The following is a 17,131-nucleotide window of genomic DNA, read 5'->3' as shown; positions in this document are numbered from 1 at the left end:
ATAAAACGTTGGCTCGTTTCGAAAGAAACGAATATTATTGTTTGTTGACGTTTTTGTTTGTTTAGTTTTCAAAGATCAATTTTTCCAACCGCTCGTAAGCGACTTAATAAATATATCACCTGTAATAATTAAAGTCAACGGGTTTTTTTATTTTTTTTATAAAGAAAGGGAACATACCCTGTATGCTCCCTTTCTCATCTTATTCTTCATCACCCTCAGGGGTAATTTCATCAGAAGAGATTGTCTCTTCCTGGCTGTTGTCTTCATTCACGGAAGGGATTTCTTCCCCCTCACTGCTACTTTCATTCTCGGCAGCTTCCTCTTTTTCTACTTTAGCCACTGTGGCCACAAATTCATTTTCATTTTCTTTTATGCTAATGAGTTTGACGCCTTGAGTATTTCGGCCAATTCTTGCAATACCAGCTACATCGATACGAATAAGGACACCGCCAGTTGTTATCAACATAAGATCTTCTTCACCTGTTACGGCTCTCATGGAAACAAGATTTCCATTTTTCTCTGTTACGTGGCAAGTTTTGATTCCTTTACCGCCTCTGCCTTGAATACGGTATTCAGCTGCAGGTGTTCGTTTGCCGTAACCATTCTTCGTTACGATAAGCACATCATTATCATCTTCTAATACTTCCATTCCAACTACTTCATCGTCACTATCTAGGGTAATACCCTTTACTCCAGTAGCAGTTCGGCCCATTGATCTCACATCGGTTTCAGGGAAGCGGATTAGCATTCCGTTTTTCGTTCCAATGATAATATGCTTAGTGCCATCTGTTAAGCGGACTGATATAAGTTCATCGCCCTCACGTAGACTTAATGCAATCAAGCCATTATTACGAATATGGGCAAAAGATGTCAGCGGTGATCGTTTTGAGATACCTTCTTTTGTTGTAAAGAATAGTGACCAATCATCCACGAACTCTTCAACCGGGATAATGGCATTCACCCATTCTCCTTTTTCAATACCAAGTAGGTTAATGATTGGAATTCCTTTCGCGGTACGGCTATATTCTGGTATTTCATAGCCCTTTGAACGATATACCTTTCCCTTATTAGTGAAGAATAAAATCGTATCATGGGTTGAAGTAGTGATTAAATGTTCCACAAAATCATCTTCATTCGTTCCCATTCCCTGAATGCCTCGGCCGCCGCGTTTTTGCGCACGGTAGGTGGACACTGGCAGGCGTTTAACATAGCCATTATGCGTTAGGGTGATGACAATATTTTCGCGTGGAATTAAATCTTCATCTTCAATATTTTCAATGCCGCCCGCCTGGATTTCTGTACGGCGCTTATCATTGAAACGTTCTTTGATTTCTAATAATTCCCCGCGGATGATTTCAAGGATCTTTTCTTCATCTGCTAAGATTGCTTTTAATTCGGCAATCAGCTTCATGAGCGTCTGATATTCATCCTCGATTTTTTCTCTTTCTAATCCTGTTAAACGCTGCAAGCGCATGTCCAGGATCGCTTGTGCCTGTTTTTCAGATAGGTTAAATTCCCTCATTAAGCCTTCTCGGGCAATATCAGTTGTTTGCGAGTTTCGAATAAGGGTAATGACTGCATCCAAATTGTCCAGCGCTATTCTTAAACCCTCTAAAATATGGGCACGTGCTTCCGCTTTGCGTAGTTCAAATTCTGTTCTTCGGCGGATGACTACTCTTTGATGATCTAAGTAATAGGCCAAGCATTGCTTTAGACTTAACACCTTCGGCTGTCCATCCACAAGGGCCAGTGTATTAATACCGAAGCTGGTTTGCAGGGCAGTTTGCTTATATAGGTTATTTAAGAGGACATTAGCATTGGCATCTTTACGGACCTCAATGACAATTCTCATTCCTTTGCGGTCGGATTCATCTCTAAGGTCAGTTATGCCATCAATTTTTTTATCACGTGCTAATTCGGCAATTTTTTCAATCAATTTTGCTTTATTTACTTGATATGGCAATTCATTTACGATAATGACTTCCTTGCCATTCGATTTTTGTTCAATCTCTACTTTAGCTCGGATAGTTATCGATCCTCGGCCTGTTTCGTAGGCCTTACGAATACCGCTCCGTCCAAGAATGATCCCTCCAGTCGGGAAATCCGGACCAGGAATTATCTCCATCAACTCTTGAGTAGTAATTTCAGGGTCATGACTGACCGCCAATACGCCGTCAATGACCTCACCAAGCTGGTGTGGAGGAATATTGGTAGCCATACCTACAGCAATACCTGTAGTTCCGTTGACCAATAGGTTTGGAAATCTTGCCGGCAGAACAACAGGTTCTTTTTCCTCACCATCATAGTTATCTTGGTAATCAATTGTATCCTTGTTGATATCTCTTAATAATTCCATCGAGATTTTGGACATTCTTGATTCGGTATACCGCATCGCTGCGGCCGCATCCCCGTCTACAGATCCAAAGTTCCCGTGCCCATCAACAAGCATATAACGATAGTTGAAATCCTGCGCCATCCGAACCATCGTTTCATAAACGGCGGAATCGCCATGCGGGTGATATTTACCGATAACGTCACCGACGATACGGGCAGATTTTTTATATGGTTTGTCCGCATGGATTCCAAGATCATGCATAGCATATAAAATACGGCGATGTACGGGCTTTAAACCATCCCGAACATCTGGAAGGGCACGTGAAACGATAACACTCATTGCATAGTCAAGAAATGAAGATTTCATTTCCTGACTGATATTAATCTCTTTTATTTGAGAATTTGGTGTTTCAGCCATATTTGGTACCTCCTATAATGATCACCTGGCCACCCAGGTAAAAGAAAAGGAGGATAGCGGTTAAACCTCTACCCTTTTTTATATATCTAAGTTCTTAACGTATTGTGCGTTGGCTTCAATGAAGTTCCGGCGTGGTTCTACTTTTTCACCCATCAGCATTTCAAACGTTTCATCTGCTTCGATCGCATCCTCAAGACTAACCTGAAGCATGCTTCGTTTTTCAGGATCCATTGTTGTTTCCCATAATTGTTCAGGATTCATTTCTCCTAAACCTTTATACCGCTGGATATTCGGCTTTGGCTGGCTTGGCAGCTCAGCGAAAATCCGCTCAAGCTCTTTATCATTATACGCATACTCAATCCGTTTTCCTTGCTGCACTTTATAGAGCGGAGGCTGGGCGATATAAATATATCCTGCTTCTAATATTTTTCTCATATAGCGATAGAAGAAAGTTAAAATCAGTGTTCGAATGTGAGCACCATCCACATCGGCATCCGTCATAATGACAATTTTATGATAACGTGCCTTCGAAATTTCAAAATCCTCGCCAATTCCTGTTCCAATGGCGGTAATCATAGCTCGAACTTCGTTGTTAGAAAGAATTTTATCTAGGCGTGCTTTCTCAACATTAAGGATTTTCCCTTTTAACGGTAGAATCGCTTGGAAATGGCGATCACGGCCTTGTTTTGCAGAGCCGCCCGCAGAATCACCCTCAACGATATACAATTCGCTTTCATAGGGATCCTTAGAAGAACAATCCGCTAATTTACCCGGTAAACTGGAAACCTCTAACGCGCTTTTCCGGCGGGTTAATTCTCTGGCTTTCTTTGCTGCAAGCCTTGCTCTCGCAGCCATTAAGCCTTTATCGATAATTTTCCTGGCAACAGTCGGATTTTCTAGCATGAATTTTTCAAAATGGCTAGCAAAGACAGTATCGGTAATTGCTCTTACTTCAGAGTTTCCGAGCTTTGTCTTTGTTTGTCCTTCAAATTGTGGATCAGGGTGTTTGACCGAAACAATGGCTGTTAATCCTTCACGAACATCCTCTCCGGAAAGGTTCGTATCATTTTCTTTAATCAAACCATTTTTTCGGGCGTAGTCATTAATGACCCTAGTTAAAGCTGTCTTAAAGCCTGATTCATGTGTTCCGCCTTCATAGGTGTGGATATTATTAGCGAAGGAGTAAATGTTATCAGTATAGCCTTCGTTATATTGAAGAGCGACTTCCACACTGATGCCATCGCGCTCGCCATCAATATAGATCGGCTCTTCATGAATGACTTCCTTTGTGCGGTTTAAATGTTCCACATAGGATTTAATACCGCCTTCGTAGTAATATTCATTAAGTTTATTTTCAACTCGTTTATCTTCGATCGTGATTTTGATTCCTCGGTTAAGGAAGGCAAGCTCACGAAGACGAGTGGCTAGAATGTCATATTCATATACCAGAGTTTCAGTGAATATTTCACCATCTGGTTTAAAGTGTGTAATCGTACCCGTTTTATCGGTAGTCCCAATTACCTCTAATTCCTTGACGACCGCTCCGCGTTCAAACTTTATTAAGTGAATTTTACCTTCACGGTGAACATAAACCTCAAGTTCAGTGGAGAGGGCATTTACAACTGATGCACCAACCCCATGAAGTCCTCCGGAAACCTTGTATCCTCCGCCGCCAAATTTACCTCCGGCATGAAGAACCGTCATAATGACCTCAACGGCAGGTCTGCCCATTTTCTCTTGAATATCAACCGGAATACCCCGGCCGTTATCCTTTACTGTGATGCTATTGTCTTCCTCAATGAACACATTGATTTCATTACAGAAGCCGGCGAGTGCCTCGTCAATACTGTTATCGACGATTTCCCAAACGAGATGATGGAGACCTTTACCGCTTGTTGAACCGATATACATACCAGGCCTTTTTCTAACTGCTTCAAGTCCTTCTAGAACCTGGATTTGTTCCGCACCATAGGATTGCTCTTCTAACGCTTTTTGTTCCATAGTCATGCCTGTTCACCTGCACCTTCATACAAAAATATAACTATATTTTCGTTTTAAAAAACAATAAAAATATGATGTATTAAAATTCCTGGATATTCAATTGGCTGGAACGTTTCTTTAACGTTCCAGAAGCAATTGGGGATAAATAAACTTTGTCATAGGTAATAATAATCGACTTAAAGGGGTTTTTTGATAAATTCATAACTTTCTCTTTATGGTGGTTCAAGAACTCTTCCACGAGCTCCGACTGGTTGGCACTTTCTTTATCCAAGATGGTAATAATATCCTTAGCCCGGATATTGTGATCTTCCCCGATATGAATATACATGCTCCACCTCAGTTGATTTTCTTTATAGAGCCGGAATCCACGGCATAGGTGGAGGCTTCTTTTAAGGTTTGATGGTCAATTCCTTCCACACTCGTGGTCGTCACAAAGGTTTGAACCTTGCCTTGGATGGTATTGAGCAGATGGGATTGTCTGTAATCATCTAACTCTGATAGCACATCGTCCAGAAGAAGAATCGGATATTCCCCAATTTCGGCATAAATTAGTTCAATTTCTGCAAGCTTGACAGACAGTGCTGTTGTCCGCTGCTGACCTTGTGATCCAAAGGTTTGAACATCTCTTCCATTTACAAAAAACATCAAATCGTCGCGATGAGGGCCAAACATGGTTGTCCCGCGTTCAATTTCTCTCGTGCGTACCTTCCCGAACTTTTCTTCAAAGCATGCTACCATTTTCGACAAATCTTGTCCTTCTAATACCTCTACGGAAGGTTTATAGTTTATTTCAAGCGATTCTAGCCCCCGTGATATCCCTTGGTGAATTGGTTTTGCCCAATTTTCAAGCAGCCGGAGGAATTCAAATCTTTTGCTGACAATTTTTACGGCCATTTGAATAAACTGTTCGGTTAAAATTTCAAGCATTGTCTGATCGGTTTGCTTTTTTATTTGCATCATTTTTAAATAATGATTACGCTGCTGGAGTATTTTTTGATATTGACTCATATCATGTAAATAAATTGGCGAAACCTGACCAATTTCCATGTCAATAAACCGTCTTCGCACCTGCGGACTGCCCTTTACTAAATTAAGGTCCTCTGGCGCAAACATGACCACATTCAAATTCCCCACATACTGGCTTAATTTTTGCTGTTCAATATGGTTAAGCCTCGCCTTTTTGCCTTTTTTGGAAATCACCAATTGCAGCGGCAGCGAGCTGTGTTGTTTTTGAACCCTGCCTTCTATTTTAGCATAATCTTGATCCCAGCGAATAAGATCTTTATCGTTTGACGTTCGGTGCGACTTAGCCATTGCTAACACATAAATGGATTCCATTACATTGGTTTTACCTTGGGCATTTTCTCCCAAGATTACATTTACTTTATTTTCAAATTCTATAAATAACTCATCATAATTGCGATAGTCTTTTAACGCTAATTTTTCGATATACATGCGCAGGACATCCTTTAGTTACTCGGTAATGACAAATTCCCCAACACCGGCAATTTGAACCTTGTCACCTGCCCGAAGCTTTCTCCCTCTTCTTTGGTCTTGTTCACCATTGATAAATACCTCGTGTTCACTTAAAAACCATTTTGCCATGCCGCCAGATTGGATCACATCAGCTGCTTTTAAAAATTGTCCTAATGTAATAAATTCTGTGCTCAGCTTTATTTTTCCAGGCACACAAGTCACCCTCATTCCTAAAATGGTCTCAATACTTTATTTTACTAAATTTTTTCCTTAGATACAAAGAATTCTCGAAAGTTATCTTACAATAGCAAATATAGCCACCGATGGTACGGCAGCTATATACACGAGGTTGTATAAATATTTAGTACGTTCTTACAGGTAAAATCAGTTGCAAAATGGTTTCGTCATGAAGAGGACGAATCAGGAATGGGCGCATGGCTCCAGTAAAGCTCACTCTGATATCGGTTCCTTCAAGTGCCTTTAGGGCATCCATCATATATTTCGCACTAAAGGAGATTTTTAAATCTTCTCCCTCTATCGCACCGCTTTGAATTTCTTCTACAACCTTACCAATCTCTGGGGTATTCGAAGAAATTTCGATAATCCCATCTTCAATAGTTGAGAACTTAACGACATTATTCCTTCCTTCACGTGCAAGTAAAGAAGCACGATCAATCGCCTGGAGGAATTCCTTTGTATTAACGGTCACGTCTGTTTTACTCTCACTCGGAATTAATCTTGATGTATCGGGATAGTTGCCTTCTAACAATCTTGAGAAAAATAATAAGTGCTTGGCTTTAAATAAAATTTGATTTTCTGTAATCACGATATCGATTAATTCATTTGTGTCATCAATTATTTTACTTAATTCATTTAAGCTTTTTCCTGGAATAACGACATTATAGGTTTCGTTATTTTCAGTCTCAATTTTCGCTTTCCTTAATGCAAGTCTGTGGCTATCTGTTGCAATACAGGTTAACTCGCTATTTTCAATCTTCCAGTTTACACCTGTCAAGATTGGGCGTGTTTCTGAGGTGGACACTGCGAAATGCGTTTGGCGAATCATTGCTTTTAACAAATCGGTCGCAATATGAAATTTATTATTTTCCTCTACTTGGGGCAGGTGAGGGTACTCTTCTGCATCAAGGCCGTTAAGGTTGAATTCTGATTTCCCGGAGCGGATAACCGTTTGCAGCGATCCAAGTACTTCAATTTCAACGGAATCAGTCGGTAACTTTTTTACGATTTCGCTAAAGAACTTCGCTTGTAAAACGATCGCTCCTGTTTGTTTGATCTCGACAATTTCATCCCCAGATTCTTCTTTAGGAATAAAGGATTCAATGGAAACGTCAGAATCACTTCCTGTTAAAGTTACCCCTTCTGTTGTAGCAGCAATTTTGATTCCCGTAAGAATAGGGATGGTTGTTCTCGTTGTAACTGCCTTCATAACATCTTGAACACTTTGAACAAGACGATCGCGCTGGATGATAAATTTCATAATTAAATCCTCCCTGTAAGCATATTTTTATTGCGCAAGCATATAATATTATTTTTTAAAAAATATAGAAGAAGTACTAGTAGGCCCTGTTAGTATGTGGATAACTAAGATTTTCAATAGAAACACAGCCTATCCACATGTGGACAGACTGTGTGCAAGTCTTAGGGAGTTATTCACAATTTAGTTATATTTTCAACAGCTCATTCAATTCCTTCATTTGCTTTTGCAGCGTTGAATCGGATTGGAGGAGCTTAGATATTTTTTCATGAGCATGGATCACTGTCGTATGATCCCTGCCGCCGAACTCTTCTCCTATTTTAGGCAAAGAATAATCGGTTAATTCACGTGATAAATACATTGCAATCTGTCGTGGAAAAGCAACAGACTTTGTCCGCTTTTTAGCTTTAAAGTCTTCAAGTTTGACACTATAGTGCTCCCCGACGATCCTTTGAATATCATGGATGGTGATGACCTTTGGTTTCGAGCTGGGAATGATATCCTTTAATGCCTCCGAAGCTAAATCCGCATTGATGTCTTTATTAATTAAAGATGAATAGGCAACGACTCGAATTAAGGCACCTTCTAGTTCCCTGATGTTTGTATCGATTTGATTGGCGATATAGAGCATGACTTCGTTTGGTATATCAAGTCCTTCGGCTTTTGCCTTTTTACGAAGGATGGCAATTCTCGTTTCTAAATCAGGCGGAGTAATATCGGTAATTAAACCCCACTCAAAGCGGGAACGCAGGCGATCCTCCAGTGTTGGAATTTCCCTGGGCGGCCGGTCACTTGAGATTACGATTTGCTTGCTTTCCTCATGGAGAGCATTAAAGGTATGGAAAAATTCTTCCTGCGTTGATTCTTTTCCAGCCAAAAACTGAATATCATCAATCAGAAGGACATCCACATTTCGATATTTATTACGGAAGCTTTCCGCTTTATTGTCACGAATCGAGTTAATAAATTCGTTGGTAAATTTTTCGGACGATAAATAAACCACTTTTGCCGAAGGTTTATGATCTATTACATAATGGCCAATCGCATGCATTAAGTGGGTTTTCCCTAATCCAACGCCTCCATAAATAAAGAGGGGATTGTAGGCCTTTGCCGGCGCTTCAGCTACAGCAAGTGAGGCTGCATGGGCAAATCGATTGCCGGAACCGATAACAAACGTATCAAATAAGTACTTTGGATTTAATATGTTTGGTGAAAATTCCGCGTCGTCTTTTTTCGCCTTTTTTGGAGGCGTTGGCAGTTCGAGTTCTTCTTCTTTCTGATTTTGCGGAATAATAAACTTGGCCGATAATTCTTCTCCCGTTATTTCATAAAGAATTCCTGCAATTAACTGAGAGTAGCGTTCCTCCAGCCAATCGCGGGCAAATTCATTTGGAGCTGTCACGACAAGCAGATTGCCTTGAAGGGAATGAGCCTTTGTCGACTTTAGCCAAGTGTCAAAGCTTGGTTTGCTTATTTTCTTTTCTATATTGGCTAGAGCTGCATTCCAAAGATCCGCAATATTTTCCAACTAGTTTCCCTCCTTTTTTCTGTTTTTTTATATTTAAATACATTTCGCTGCTGTCTAACTCCGAAAAAAATTATTTGTATATGGAGTATTCTTTTCTCAACCAGGTATCCTATTCGACAAAGTTTTAGTGAAAATGGTTTGTCAGTCTAGGAGTAAAATCTATAAATTTAGCAATATACGAAACATTGGTTGTGGAAAACATATAATAAGGAAATAAAGTGGAGTTTCGACAATATCCACCCCTTGTGGACAAGTTTTTACAGAGACCTAGAATAACATGTCCACATGTTATCCACAATCTGTGGATAAGCATTTTTGGAGAAGAAGTTATTCAGAGTGAAAACACAAATATAATATCAAATAATAGCAAGGTATGCAACGGTTTTTAGAAGTTTATCCACAACTGTAACATTGTGTGTATAATAATTGTCCACAAGAATTGATTTTGTGAAAAAGCTGTCAATATCTTGTGTGGATAATGCGAAATATGTCGATTTTTTATCCACAGGTGCGAAAAAATGGATCTGAGATGAAAATTTTTTTCATCGCGTTCGTCATAGCGAAAGTATGTAAAGAAAATTGGAAATAGGAAACAATAGATGGAGAGTGGTTGACAATTTGGGGTGGACATCTTTATAATAATTAAGACTGTCATTTGTAATTGAGAGTTATTCCTCGGGGAGGTGTCATATATGAAAAGAACGTACCAACCAAATACACGTAAACACAGTAAAGTTCACGGATTCCGCAGTCGTATGAGCTCAGCAAATGGACGTAAGGTTCTTGCTCGTCGCCGTCGTAAAGGAAGAAAAGTATTATCAGCTTAGACCACTGAAACGTCTCAGTGGTCTTTTTTCTAATTAAAAGCGGAAGCGCCTTGATCAGGGGCTTATGACCTTGAGCCCCTAGGCGCTGGAGCCTGGATAGCTATCAAAATTCAAAGAACGTTATCAAATGAAGGAGTTTTTTTATGAAAAAAGAATTCCGAATTAAAAAGAATAAAGAATTTCAAACAGCCTTTCAGAAGGGCCGTTCTTTTGCGAATCGACAATTTGTTGTCTATGCCTTATCAAAAGAAGAACAGGCTCATTTTCGAATTGGGCTATCTGTCAGCAAAAAGATTGGAAATGCTGTTACAAGGAATCGGATTAAAAGATACCTCAGACAATCTGTTTTCGAGCTTAAAGATCAGCTCGCAGCGGGAAATGATTTCGTAATTATTGCGAGGAAGCCTGCTGCTGAAATGGATTTTTTTGAGGTTAAAAAGAGCCTGACCCATGTTCTAAAGGTCGGCAAGGTTTTGAAGAAAAACTTTTAAGGCGATAATTGTAAAGTAATGAAGACAATTCATTTAAATAAATGATAAAATACCTTTGTTATATCCTAAAGAAATATATACATAAAAGTTTACCTACACACTTTTTCACTATATATGTTGCAAGGAGGAAAAATTGGTTGAAAAAAAGAATATTACTTTCATTCGGCCTTCTTTCTGTTTTTCTGTTCCTAACAGGGTGCAGTGAAATAAAGAAGCCGATTACTGCCGAAAGTACGGGCTTTTGGAATGAATACATTGTCTATCCCTTGTCCTGGGTGATTAAAGAAGGGGCTCATTTACTAGGCGGAAGCTTTGGTTTATCGCTTATTGTCGTGACGATCTTAATCAGACTGGCTATCTTGCCGTTAATGATCAAGCAGACAAGAAGCTCAAAAGCAATGCAGGCTTTGCAGCCAGAGATGAAAGCTCTTCGTGAAAAATATAGCTCGAAGGATCAAAAGACACAGCAAAAGCTGCAGCAGGAAACGATGGCGCTTTTTCAAAAGCATGGCGTAAATCCAATGGCTGGATGTTTTCCGTTAATCGTGCAAATGCCAATCTTGATTGGTTTTTACCATGCCATTTCAAGAACAAGGGAAATTGCTCAAGACAGTTTTCTGTGGTTTGACCTTGGAGAAAAGGATCCATACTACATTTTACCAATCGTTGCTGGTATCACGACATTTATTCAGCAAAAATTGATGATGGCCGGTCAGGAGCAGAATCCGCAAATGGCGATGATGCTTTGGATGATGCCGATTATGATTGTCGTTTTTGCTTTTAATTTTCCAGCAGCTCTGTCCTTGTACTGGGTTGTCGGAAATATTTTTATGATTGTTCAAACCTATTTTATTAAAGGGCCGGATTTGAAGGCGCAAGCCACCGGCAAAGCGGGAGGAGCAAAAAAGTGAAACAGGTAACTGCTACAGGACAAACAGTCGACGAAGCAGTAGAATCAGCTTTAGCTCAATTAAAAACAACAAAAGACCGCACAGATGTAGACATTATTGACGAAGGTAAAAAAGGGTTTTTCGGTATTTTTGGTTCACGTCCAGCTGTTGTAAAGGTAACCGTCATTATCGATCCGCTTGAGGAAGCAAAGAAATTTCTTACTCAAGTAAGTGAACAAATGGGTGCCCCTGCGGAAATTGAAATCAAACGCGACGGCAAGCAAGTTCATTTCATCATGACTGGGGAAAAGATTGCGCTATTGATTGGAAAAAGAGGACAAACGTTAAATTCACTGCAATATTTGACACAATTAGTGATAAACCGCTTTTCTAATCAGTATTTAACCGTTATATTGGACGCGGAAGATTACCGAAACAGACGAAATGAAACCCTTATTCAACTAGCACATCGTCTTGCTGAGAAAGCAGTCAAGACTGGGAAAGATGTTGCATTAGAGCCGATGCCTTCCTATGAGCGTAAAGTTATTCATTCCGCTTTATCTGAAAATAAACGCGTGAAAACTTTTTCCGATGGATCGGAGCCTCATCGATTTATTGTCATATCACCAGTAAGAAGATAAAAAATGCTAAAACACCCTATCAATTTTGATAGGGTGTTTTTTTGTTAGACACTGAATTCAAAGGGGAAACTCACTTGTATTGGGCTTGTTAAGGACACAAACCACGGAAAAACGACTGACTGAGTCCGCAATAAGGGCTATAGAGGACACGGGAGTCGAGAAATCGAGGATCCGAGTTCACAATAAGGGCTATAAAGGATACGGGAGTCGAAAAATTAAGGGTCCGAGTCCGCAATAAGGGCTATAGAGGACACGGGAGTCGAATAATCAGTGTTCCGGAGTCCTTAATCAAGCTTATAGAGGACACGAACTTCGGAAAAACAACCGTCCGAGTCCGTAATCCGGGACATTTCCTGTTGGGCTCTCTGTACTTTAAACCAATCAATTTTCCCGAAACTTATGTTTGGTCTTCTCAAAAACGTAATTTAATGGATCCTTATACAAAATTTTTAACTATACACAACAATGTTTCCTTGTTTTTGTTTTATTGTTATTCACATGTGGATAAGTTAAAATAATAAATGGACAATAATGTACTGTGGATAATTTTTGACGAATAGGATTGCTTTTTTAACAGAAATCGATGTGGTATTCTAGTGTTTTGGATAAAAAAATAATTTTCATATATAAATATGGTTTTTAAGTGAGGTGAAGTAGATGGAGTTTGATACAATTGCGGCGATCTCGACGCCAATGGGTGAGGGAGCCATCGCCATTGTCCGGTTGAGCGGGGATGATGCCATAAAAATAGCCGATAAGCTTTTTAAAGGGATTGGCGGGAAGAAGCTGTCTGAACAACCGACCCATACGATTCACTATGGCCATCTAATCGATGCAAAGAGCGGCGAAGTGGTGGAAGAGGTAATGGTTTCTGTGATGAAGGGGCCAAAAACCTTTACAAAAGAGGATGTAGTGGAAATTAACTGCCATGGCGGAATAGTGTCAGTCAATCGAGTCCTCCAGCATGTTTTAAAAAACGGAGCAAGATTAGCAGAGCCGGGTGAATTTACAAAACGGGCATTTTTAAATGGACGGATCGATTTATCGCAGGCAGAGGCAGTCATGGATTTAATCAGAGCGAAAACAGACCGGGCCATGAATGTCGCCCTTGGGCAAATGGAAGGGCGCTTATCGAAGCTGATTAAACGGCTGCGTCAGGAAATTCTAGAAATCCTGGCCCATATTGAAGTAAATATTGATTATCCAGAATATGACGATGTTGAAGAGATGACTCATAATATGCTGCTGCCAAAAGCTCACATTGTCAGAGAGGAAATAACCAAGCTTTTGCAAACATCCCAGCAAGGAAAAATTTTAAGAGAAGGCCTCTCCACTGTTATTGTCGGTCGGCCGAACGTTGGGAAATCCTCTTTATTAAATAGTCTGGTTCAAGAAAACAAGGCGATTGTCACTGATATACCAGGGACTACCCGCGATGTGATTGAAGAGTATGTCAATGTGCGCGGTGTACCGCTTCGACTATTGGATACGGCGGGAATCAGGGAAACAGAGGATATCGTTGAACGGATTGGTGTCGAACGGTCCCGACAGGTTTTAAAAGAGGCAGATTTAATTTTGCTTGTGTTGAATTACTCGGACAAGCTGACAAAAGAGGATGAAAATCTATTCGAAGCAGTTAAGGGAATGGATGTCATCGTTATAGTCAATAAAACAGACTTGCCGCAGCAAATTGATTTAGAACGTGTGAAGGAATTAGCGAAGGAGTATAAGCTAGTAACGACTTCACTTTTAGAAGACCGCGGTGTGGATGAACTGGAAGAGGCAATCTCCTCTTTATTCTTTGCTGGTTCACTTGAAGCAGGGGATATGACCTATGTTTCGAACAGCCGTCATATTGCGTTATTAAACCAAAGTTTAAACTCAATCGAAGAAGCTATCGAAGGTGTAGAAATGGGTACTCCGATTGATATTGTACAAATTGATTTAACAAGAACCTGGGAATTGCTTGGGGAAATCATCGGCGACAGCGTCCATGAAAGCCTTATTGATCAGTTATTCTCACAGTTTTGTTTAGGAAAATAGAAAAGCGGAAGCGCCTTGACCAGGGGCGACAAGCATAAGGCGAGCCGGCGGGAAAGTTGCTTTTTAACCTTCTCGACGGATTGGCTGTAGACCTGCGAGCCCCTAGGCGCTGGAGCTAGACAGTAGGAATGTTTCCGCTTTTACGAGTGGAAAAGGAGGTTCAACATGCAATACGAAGCAGGCAGTTATGACGTGATTGTCATCGGTGCCGGTCATGCTGGCTGTGAGGCAGGCCTCGCGGCGGCAAGACTTGGTGCTAAAACATTAATGATTACAATAAATCTTGATATGGTTGCCTTTATGCCATGTAACCCATCGGTAGGTGGTCCTGCCAAGGGCATTGTGGTACGGGAAATCGATGCGTTAGGCGGAGAAATGGGCAAAAACATTGATAAAACCCATATCCAAATGAGAATGCTGAACACTGGCAAAGGGCCGGCCGTACGGGCATTAAGAGCACAGGCAGACAAGTTTGCCTATCAGCATGAAATGAAAAAAACAATTGAAGATGAGCGGAATATGACGTTAACCCAAGGCATGGTTGAGCGGTTAATTGTCGAAGACGGAATTTGCCAAGGTGTTATTACCAAAACAGGCGCTGTCTATCGTTCAAAAACAGTTGTTATTACGACGGGGACCTTCCTGCGCGGGGAAATCATCCTTGGTGAATTAAAATATTCCAGCGGTCCGAATAATCAGCAGCCCTCCATTAAGCTGTCTGAGCATTTAGAAGAACTTGGCTTTGATTTGGTCCGTTTTAAAACAGGAACGCCGCCAAGGGTAAACAGTCATACGATTGATTACAGCAAAACGGAAATTCAGCCTGGCGATGAAACGCCAAGGGCCTTTTCCTATGAAACAACGAAATATATTACCGATCAGCTGCCATGCTGGTTAACCTATACAAATGAACATACACATCAGTTAATTGACAATAATTTGCATCGCTCACCGATGTATTCAGGGATGATTAAAGGAACAGGCCCGCGCTACTGCCCATCGATTGAAGATAAAGTCGTACGTTTTAATGATAAGCCGCGTCACCAAATTTTCCTTGAACCCGAAGGCCGAAATACGCAGGAAGTGTATGTTCAAGGTTTATCGACAAGTCTTCCTGAAGACGTGCAGCAGCAAATTCTTAAAACCATTCCAGGTCTTGAAAACGTGCAAATGATGCGATCCGGTTATGCGATTGAGTATGATGCGATTGTCCCTACACAATTATGGCCTACGCTTGAAACAAAAGTCGTGCAAAACTTATATACGGCAGGGCAGATTAACGGCACGTCCGGATATGAGGAAGCGGCAGGACAGGGCTTAATGGCGGGAATCAATGCCGGGCTCAATGCGCTTGGGCGGGAACAGTTAGTGTTAAGCCGTTCCGATGCCTATATCGGTGTATTAATCGATGATTTGATTACAAAAGGAACAAATGAGCCATACCGATTATTAACGTCAAGAGCGGAATACCGCTTGCTGCTGCGTCATGATAATGCCGATTTACGTTTAACTGAAACCGGCCATGAAATTGGCTTAATATCCGATGAACGCTATCAGAAATTTTTAGCAAAAAAAGACGCGATTGAGACAGAAAAGGAACGTTTACGCTCCATTATTTTAAAGCCTGCTGCTGAGGTGCAAGAACTAATAAGAAGTATCGGCGGCAGTGAATTAAAGGATGGAATCCGTGCCTCTGATCTGTTAAAAAGACCTGAGATGACGTATGCATTGCTGGAGACTCTGACAAAATCTGATGCTCCGCTTGATGACGAAACAAAGGAACAAGTGGAAATTCAAATTAAGTATGAGGGATATATTGAAAAATCTCTGCAACAAGTCGATCGCTTAAAGAAAATGGAGAATAAGAAAATCCCGGATAACATCGATTATGATGCAATTACAGGACTGGCAACAGAAGCAAGACAGAAACTAAAGCAGATCAAGCCGTTATCTCTTGCCCAGGCTTCAAGAATTTCCGGGGTAAACCCTGCGGATATTTCGATTCTGCTTGTATACTTAGAGCAGGGCCGGGTTGCAAGAATTTCTAATGAGTAAGAAAAGCGGAAGCGCCTTGTACAGCCCCGACAAAGATAAGACGAGCCGGTGAGAAGGTTGCTCTTTAACCTTGCCGGATTGACTTATACCAAAGAGGGGCTAGGCGCTGGAGCTAGACAGTGAGGAAAATGTATGAATATTGATCAATTTCGAGCCAGCCTTCAGGAAAAGGGTATCACCCTTACTGACCGGCAGCTTGACCAATTTGAAAAATACTATGAAACTTTGGTTGAATGGAACGAAAAAATGAACTTAACGGCCATCACCGATAAGGAAGATGTCTATTTAAAGCATTTTTATGATTCCATTACGGCATCATTTTATTTTGATTTTTCCAAACCCTTTCATCTCTGTGATGTCGGAGCGGGTGCCGGATTCCCAAGCATCCCGCTTAAAATAGTTTTCCCGGAAATAGAAGTAACGATTGTCGATTCATTGAATAAGCGAATTTCCTTTTTAACCCATCTTGCTAACGTTCTGGAATTGGAAAATGTCCATTTTGTCCATGACCGCGCGGAAACCTTTGGGGTGAATCCGGAATATCGCGAAAACTTTGATGTTGTGACAGCAAGGGCCGTAGCAAGAATGTCAGTTCTGAGTGAGTTCTGTCTTCCGCTGGTCAAAGTCGGTGGGGATTTTATAGCGATGAAGGCCGCATCAGCCAAAGAAGAATTAGCAGTGGGACAAAAGGCGATAACCACACTCGGCGGAAAGCTTGATAAAATGTTTACTTTTACATTGCCATTTGAAGAAAGTGAAAGAAGTATCTTAATTATAAAAAAAGAAAAACAGACGCCGAAGAAATATCCGCGAAAACCGGGGACACCAGGTAAAGCACCAATCGAGTAATGGAAGGCTCGCAAATTTTGTGAAAATTACCTCGTTAGGCAGGAAGATATTATTCGTTTATAGAATTAGTAATAGGGAGTTTC

Annotated in this window: 14 protein-coding genes; 7 read left to right on the top strand and 7 right to left on the bottom strand. The window is 40.7% G+C overall.

Annotated features, from left to right (window positions below; translation table 11 throughout):
* Nucleotides 1-199: 199 nt before the first annotated feature.
* From gyrA to dnaA, 7 genes are all read right to left on the bottom strand, one after another.
* Entirely contained in the window at nucleotides 200-2,752 is a 2,553-nt protein-coding gene (gene gyrA / locus ACIFOT_RS09230) for a DNA gyrase subunit A (RefSeq protein WP_430064019.1), read from the bottom strand.
* 78 nt (nucleotides 2,753-2,830) lie between these two features.
* Nucleotides 2,831-4,753: a DNA topoisomerase (ATP-hydrolyzing) subunit B gene (gyrB, locus tag ACIFOT_RS09225; protein WP_430064023.1), complete on the bottom strand. Its 1,923-nt coding sequence runs from the start codon at nucleotides 4,751-4,753 to the stop codon at nucleotides 2,831-2,833.
* Nucleotides 4,754-4,832: 79 nt separating this feature from the next.
* On the bottom strand, nucleotides 4,833-5,081 hold the full coding sequence (remB, locus tag ACIFOT_RS09220; RefSeq protein ID WP_223595408.1) for an extracellular matrix regulator RemB: 249 nt from the start codon (nucleotides 5,079-5,081) through the stop codon (nucleotides 4,833-4,835).
* An 8-nt stretch (nucleotides 5,082-5,089) separates the two neighbouring features.
* Nucleotides 5,090-6,208, bottom strand: a complete 1,119-nt coding sequence (gene recF, locus ACIFOT_RS09215) for a DNA replication/repair protein RecF (protein WP_430064018.1) — start codon at nucleotides 6,206-6,208, stop codon at nucleotides 5,090-5,092.
* Nucleotides 6,209-6,226: 18 nt separating this feature from the next.
* Nucleotides 6,227-6,442 (bottom strand): S4 domain-containing protein YaaA, encoded by a 216-nt coding sequence (gene yaaA / locus ACIFOT_RS09210; protein WP_430064017.1) that lies wholly within the window; start codon nucleotides 6,440-6,442, stop codon nucleotides 6,227-6,229.
* A gap of 148 nt (nucleotides 6,443-6,590) precedes the next feature.
* On the bottom strand, nucleotides 6,591-7,727 hold the full coding sequence (gene dnaN, locus ACIFOT_RS09205; RefSeq protein ID WP_430064016.1) for a DNA polymerase III subunit beta: 1,137 nt from the start codon (nucleotides 7,725-7,727) through the stop codon (nucleotides 6,591-6,593).
* 184 nt (nucleotides 7,728-7,911) lie between these two features.
* Nucleotides 7,912-9,252: a chromosomal replication initiator protein DnaA gene (gene dnaA, locus ACIFOT_RS09200; RefSeq protein WP_430064015.1), complete on the bottom strand. Its 1,341-nt coding sequence runs from the start codon at nucleotides 9,250-9,252 to the stop codon at nucleotides 7,912-7,914.
* A gap of 692 nt (nucleotides 9,253-9,944) precedes the next feature.
* On the opposite strand from dnaA, the gene rpmH reads away from it, so the two are divergent.
* The 7 genes from rpmH (at nucleotide 9,945) to rsmG (ending at nucleotide 17,048) form a co-directional block, all read left to right on the top strand.
* Nucleotides 9,945-10,079, top strand: coding sequence for a 50S ribosomal protein L34 (gene rpmH, locus ACIFOT_RS09195; protein WP_223595391.1), 135 nt, complete (start codon nucleotides 9,945-9,947; stop codon nucleotides 10,077-10,079).
* A 143-nt stretch (nucleotides 10,080-10,222) separates the two neighbouring features.
* Nucleotides 10,223-10,570, top strand: coding sequence for a ribonuclease P protein component (gene rnpA, locus ACIFOT_RS09190; RefSeq protein ID WP_430064014.1), 348 nt, complete (start codon nucleotides 10,223-10,225; stop codon nucleotides 10,568-10,570).
* 137 nt (nucleotides 10,571-10,707) lie between these two features.
* On the top strand, nucleotides 10,708-11,481 hold the full coding sequence (gene spoIIIJ / locus ACIFOT_RS09185; protein ID WP_430064013.1) for a YidC family membrane integrase SpoIIIJ: 774 nt from the start codon (nucleotides 10,708-10,710) through the stop codon (nucleotides 11,479-11,481).
* Entirely contained in the window at nucleotides 11,478-12,101 is a 624-nt protein-coding gene (gene jag, locus ACIFOT_RS09180; RefSeq protein WP_430064012.1) for an RNA-binding cell elongation regulator Jag/EloR, read from the top strand. Before spoIIIJ ends, jag begins: the two co-directional genes overlap by 4 nt.
* A 657-nt stretch (nucleotides 12,102-12,758) precedes the next feature.
* Nucleotides 12,759-14,144 (top strand): tRNA uridine-5-carboxymethylaminomethyl(34) synthesis GTPase MnmE, encoded by a 1,386-nt coding sequence (mnmE, locus tag ACIFOT_RS09175; RefSeq protein ID WP_430064011.1) that lies wholly within the window; start codon nucleotides 12,759-12,761, stop codon nucleotides 14,142-14,144.
* A 165-nt stretch (nucleotides 14,145-14,309) separates the two neighbouring features.
* Nucleotides 14,310-16,199: a tRNA uridine-5-carboxymethylaminomethyl(34) synthesis enzyme MnmG gene (gene mnmG / locus ACIFOT_RS09170; RefSeq protein WP_430064010.1), complete on the top strand. Its 1,890-nt coding sequence runs from the start codon at nucleotides 14,310-14,312 to the stop codon at nucleotides 16,197-16,199.
* A gap of 132 nt (nucleotides 16,200-16,331) precedes the next feature.
* On the top strand, nucleotides 16,332-17,048 hold the full coding sequence (rsmG, locus tag ACIFOT_RS09165) for a 16S rRNA (guanine(527)-N(7))-methyltransferase RsmG (protein ID WP_430064009.1): 717 nt from the start codon (nucleotides 16,332-16,334) through the stop codon (nucleotides 17,046-17,048).
* Nucleotides 17,049-17,131 lie beyond the last annotated feature (83 nt).

This window comes from Neobacillus sp. NRS-1170 (assembly GCF_050468025.1).
The sequence above is the reverse complement of the archived record's forward strand: the minus strand, read 5'-3'. Positions and strand labels throughout refer to the sequence as shown.

Bases quoted from the DNA above. Each gene is read 5' to 3' on its own strand.
- gyrA (WP_430064019.1), bottom strand. From the start codon at position 2,752: ATGGCTGAAACACCAAATTCTCAAATAAAAGAGATTAATATCAGTCAG.
- gyrB (WP_430064023.1), bottom strand. From the start codon at position 4,753: ATGGAACAAAAAGCGTTAGAAGAGCAATCCTATGGTGCGGAACAAATC.
- remB (WP_223595408.1), bottom strand. From the start codon at position 5,081: ATGTATATTCATATCGGGGAAGATCACAATATCCGGGCTAAGGATATT.
- recF (WP_430064018.1), bottom strand. From the start codon at position 6,208: ATGTATATCGAAAAATTAGCGTTAAAAGACTATCGCAATTATGATGAG.
- dnaN (WP_430064016.1), bottom strand. From the start codon at position 7,727: ATGAAATTTATCATCCAGCGCGATCGTCTTGTTCAAAGTGTTCAAGAT.
- rpmH (WP_223595391.1), top strand. From the start codon at position 9,945: ATGAAAAGAACGTACCAACCAAATACACGTAAACACAGTAAAGTTCAC.
- rnpA (WP_430064014.1), top strand. From the start codon at position 10,223: ATGAAAAAAGAATTCCGAATTAAAAAGAATAAAGAATTTCAAACAGCC.
- mnmE (WP_430064011.1), top strand. From the start codon at position 12,759: ATGGAGTTTGATACAATTGCGGCGATCTCGACGCCAATGGGTGAGGGA.
- mnmG (WP_430064010.1), top strand. From the start codon at position 14,310: ATGCAATACGAAGCAGGCAGTTATGACGTGATTGTCATCGGTGCCGGT.
- rsmG (WP_430064009.1), top strand. From the start codon at position 16,332: ATGAATATTGATCAATTTCGAGCCAGCCTTCAGGAAAAGGGTATCACC.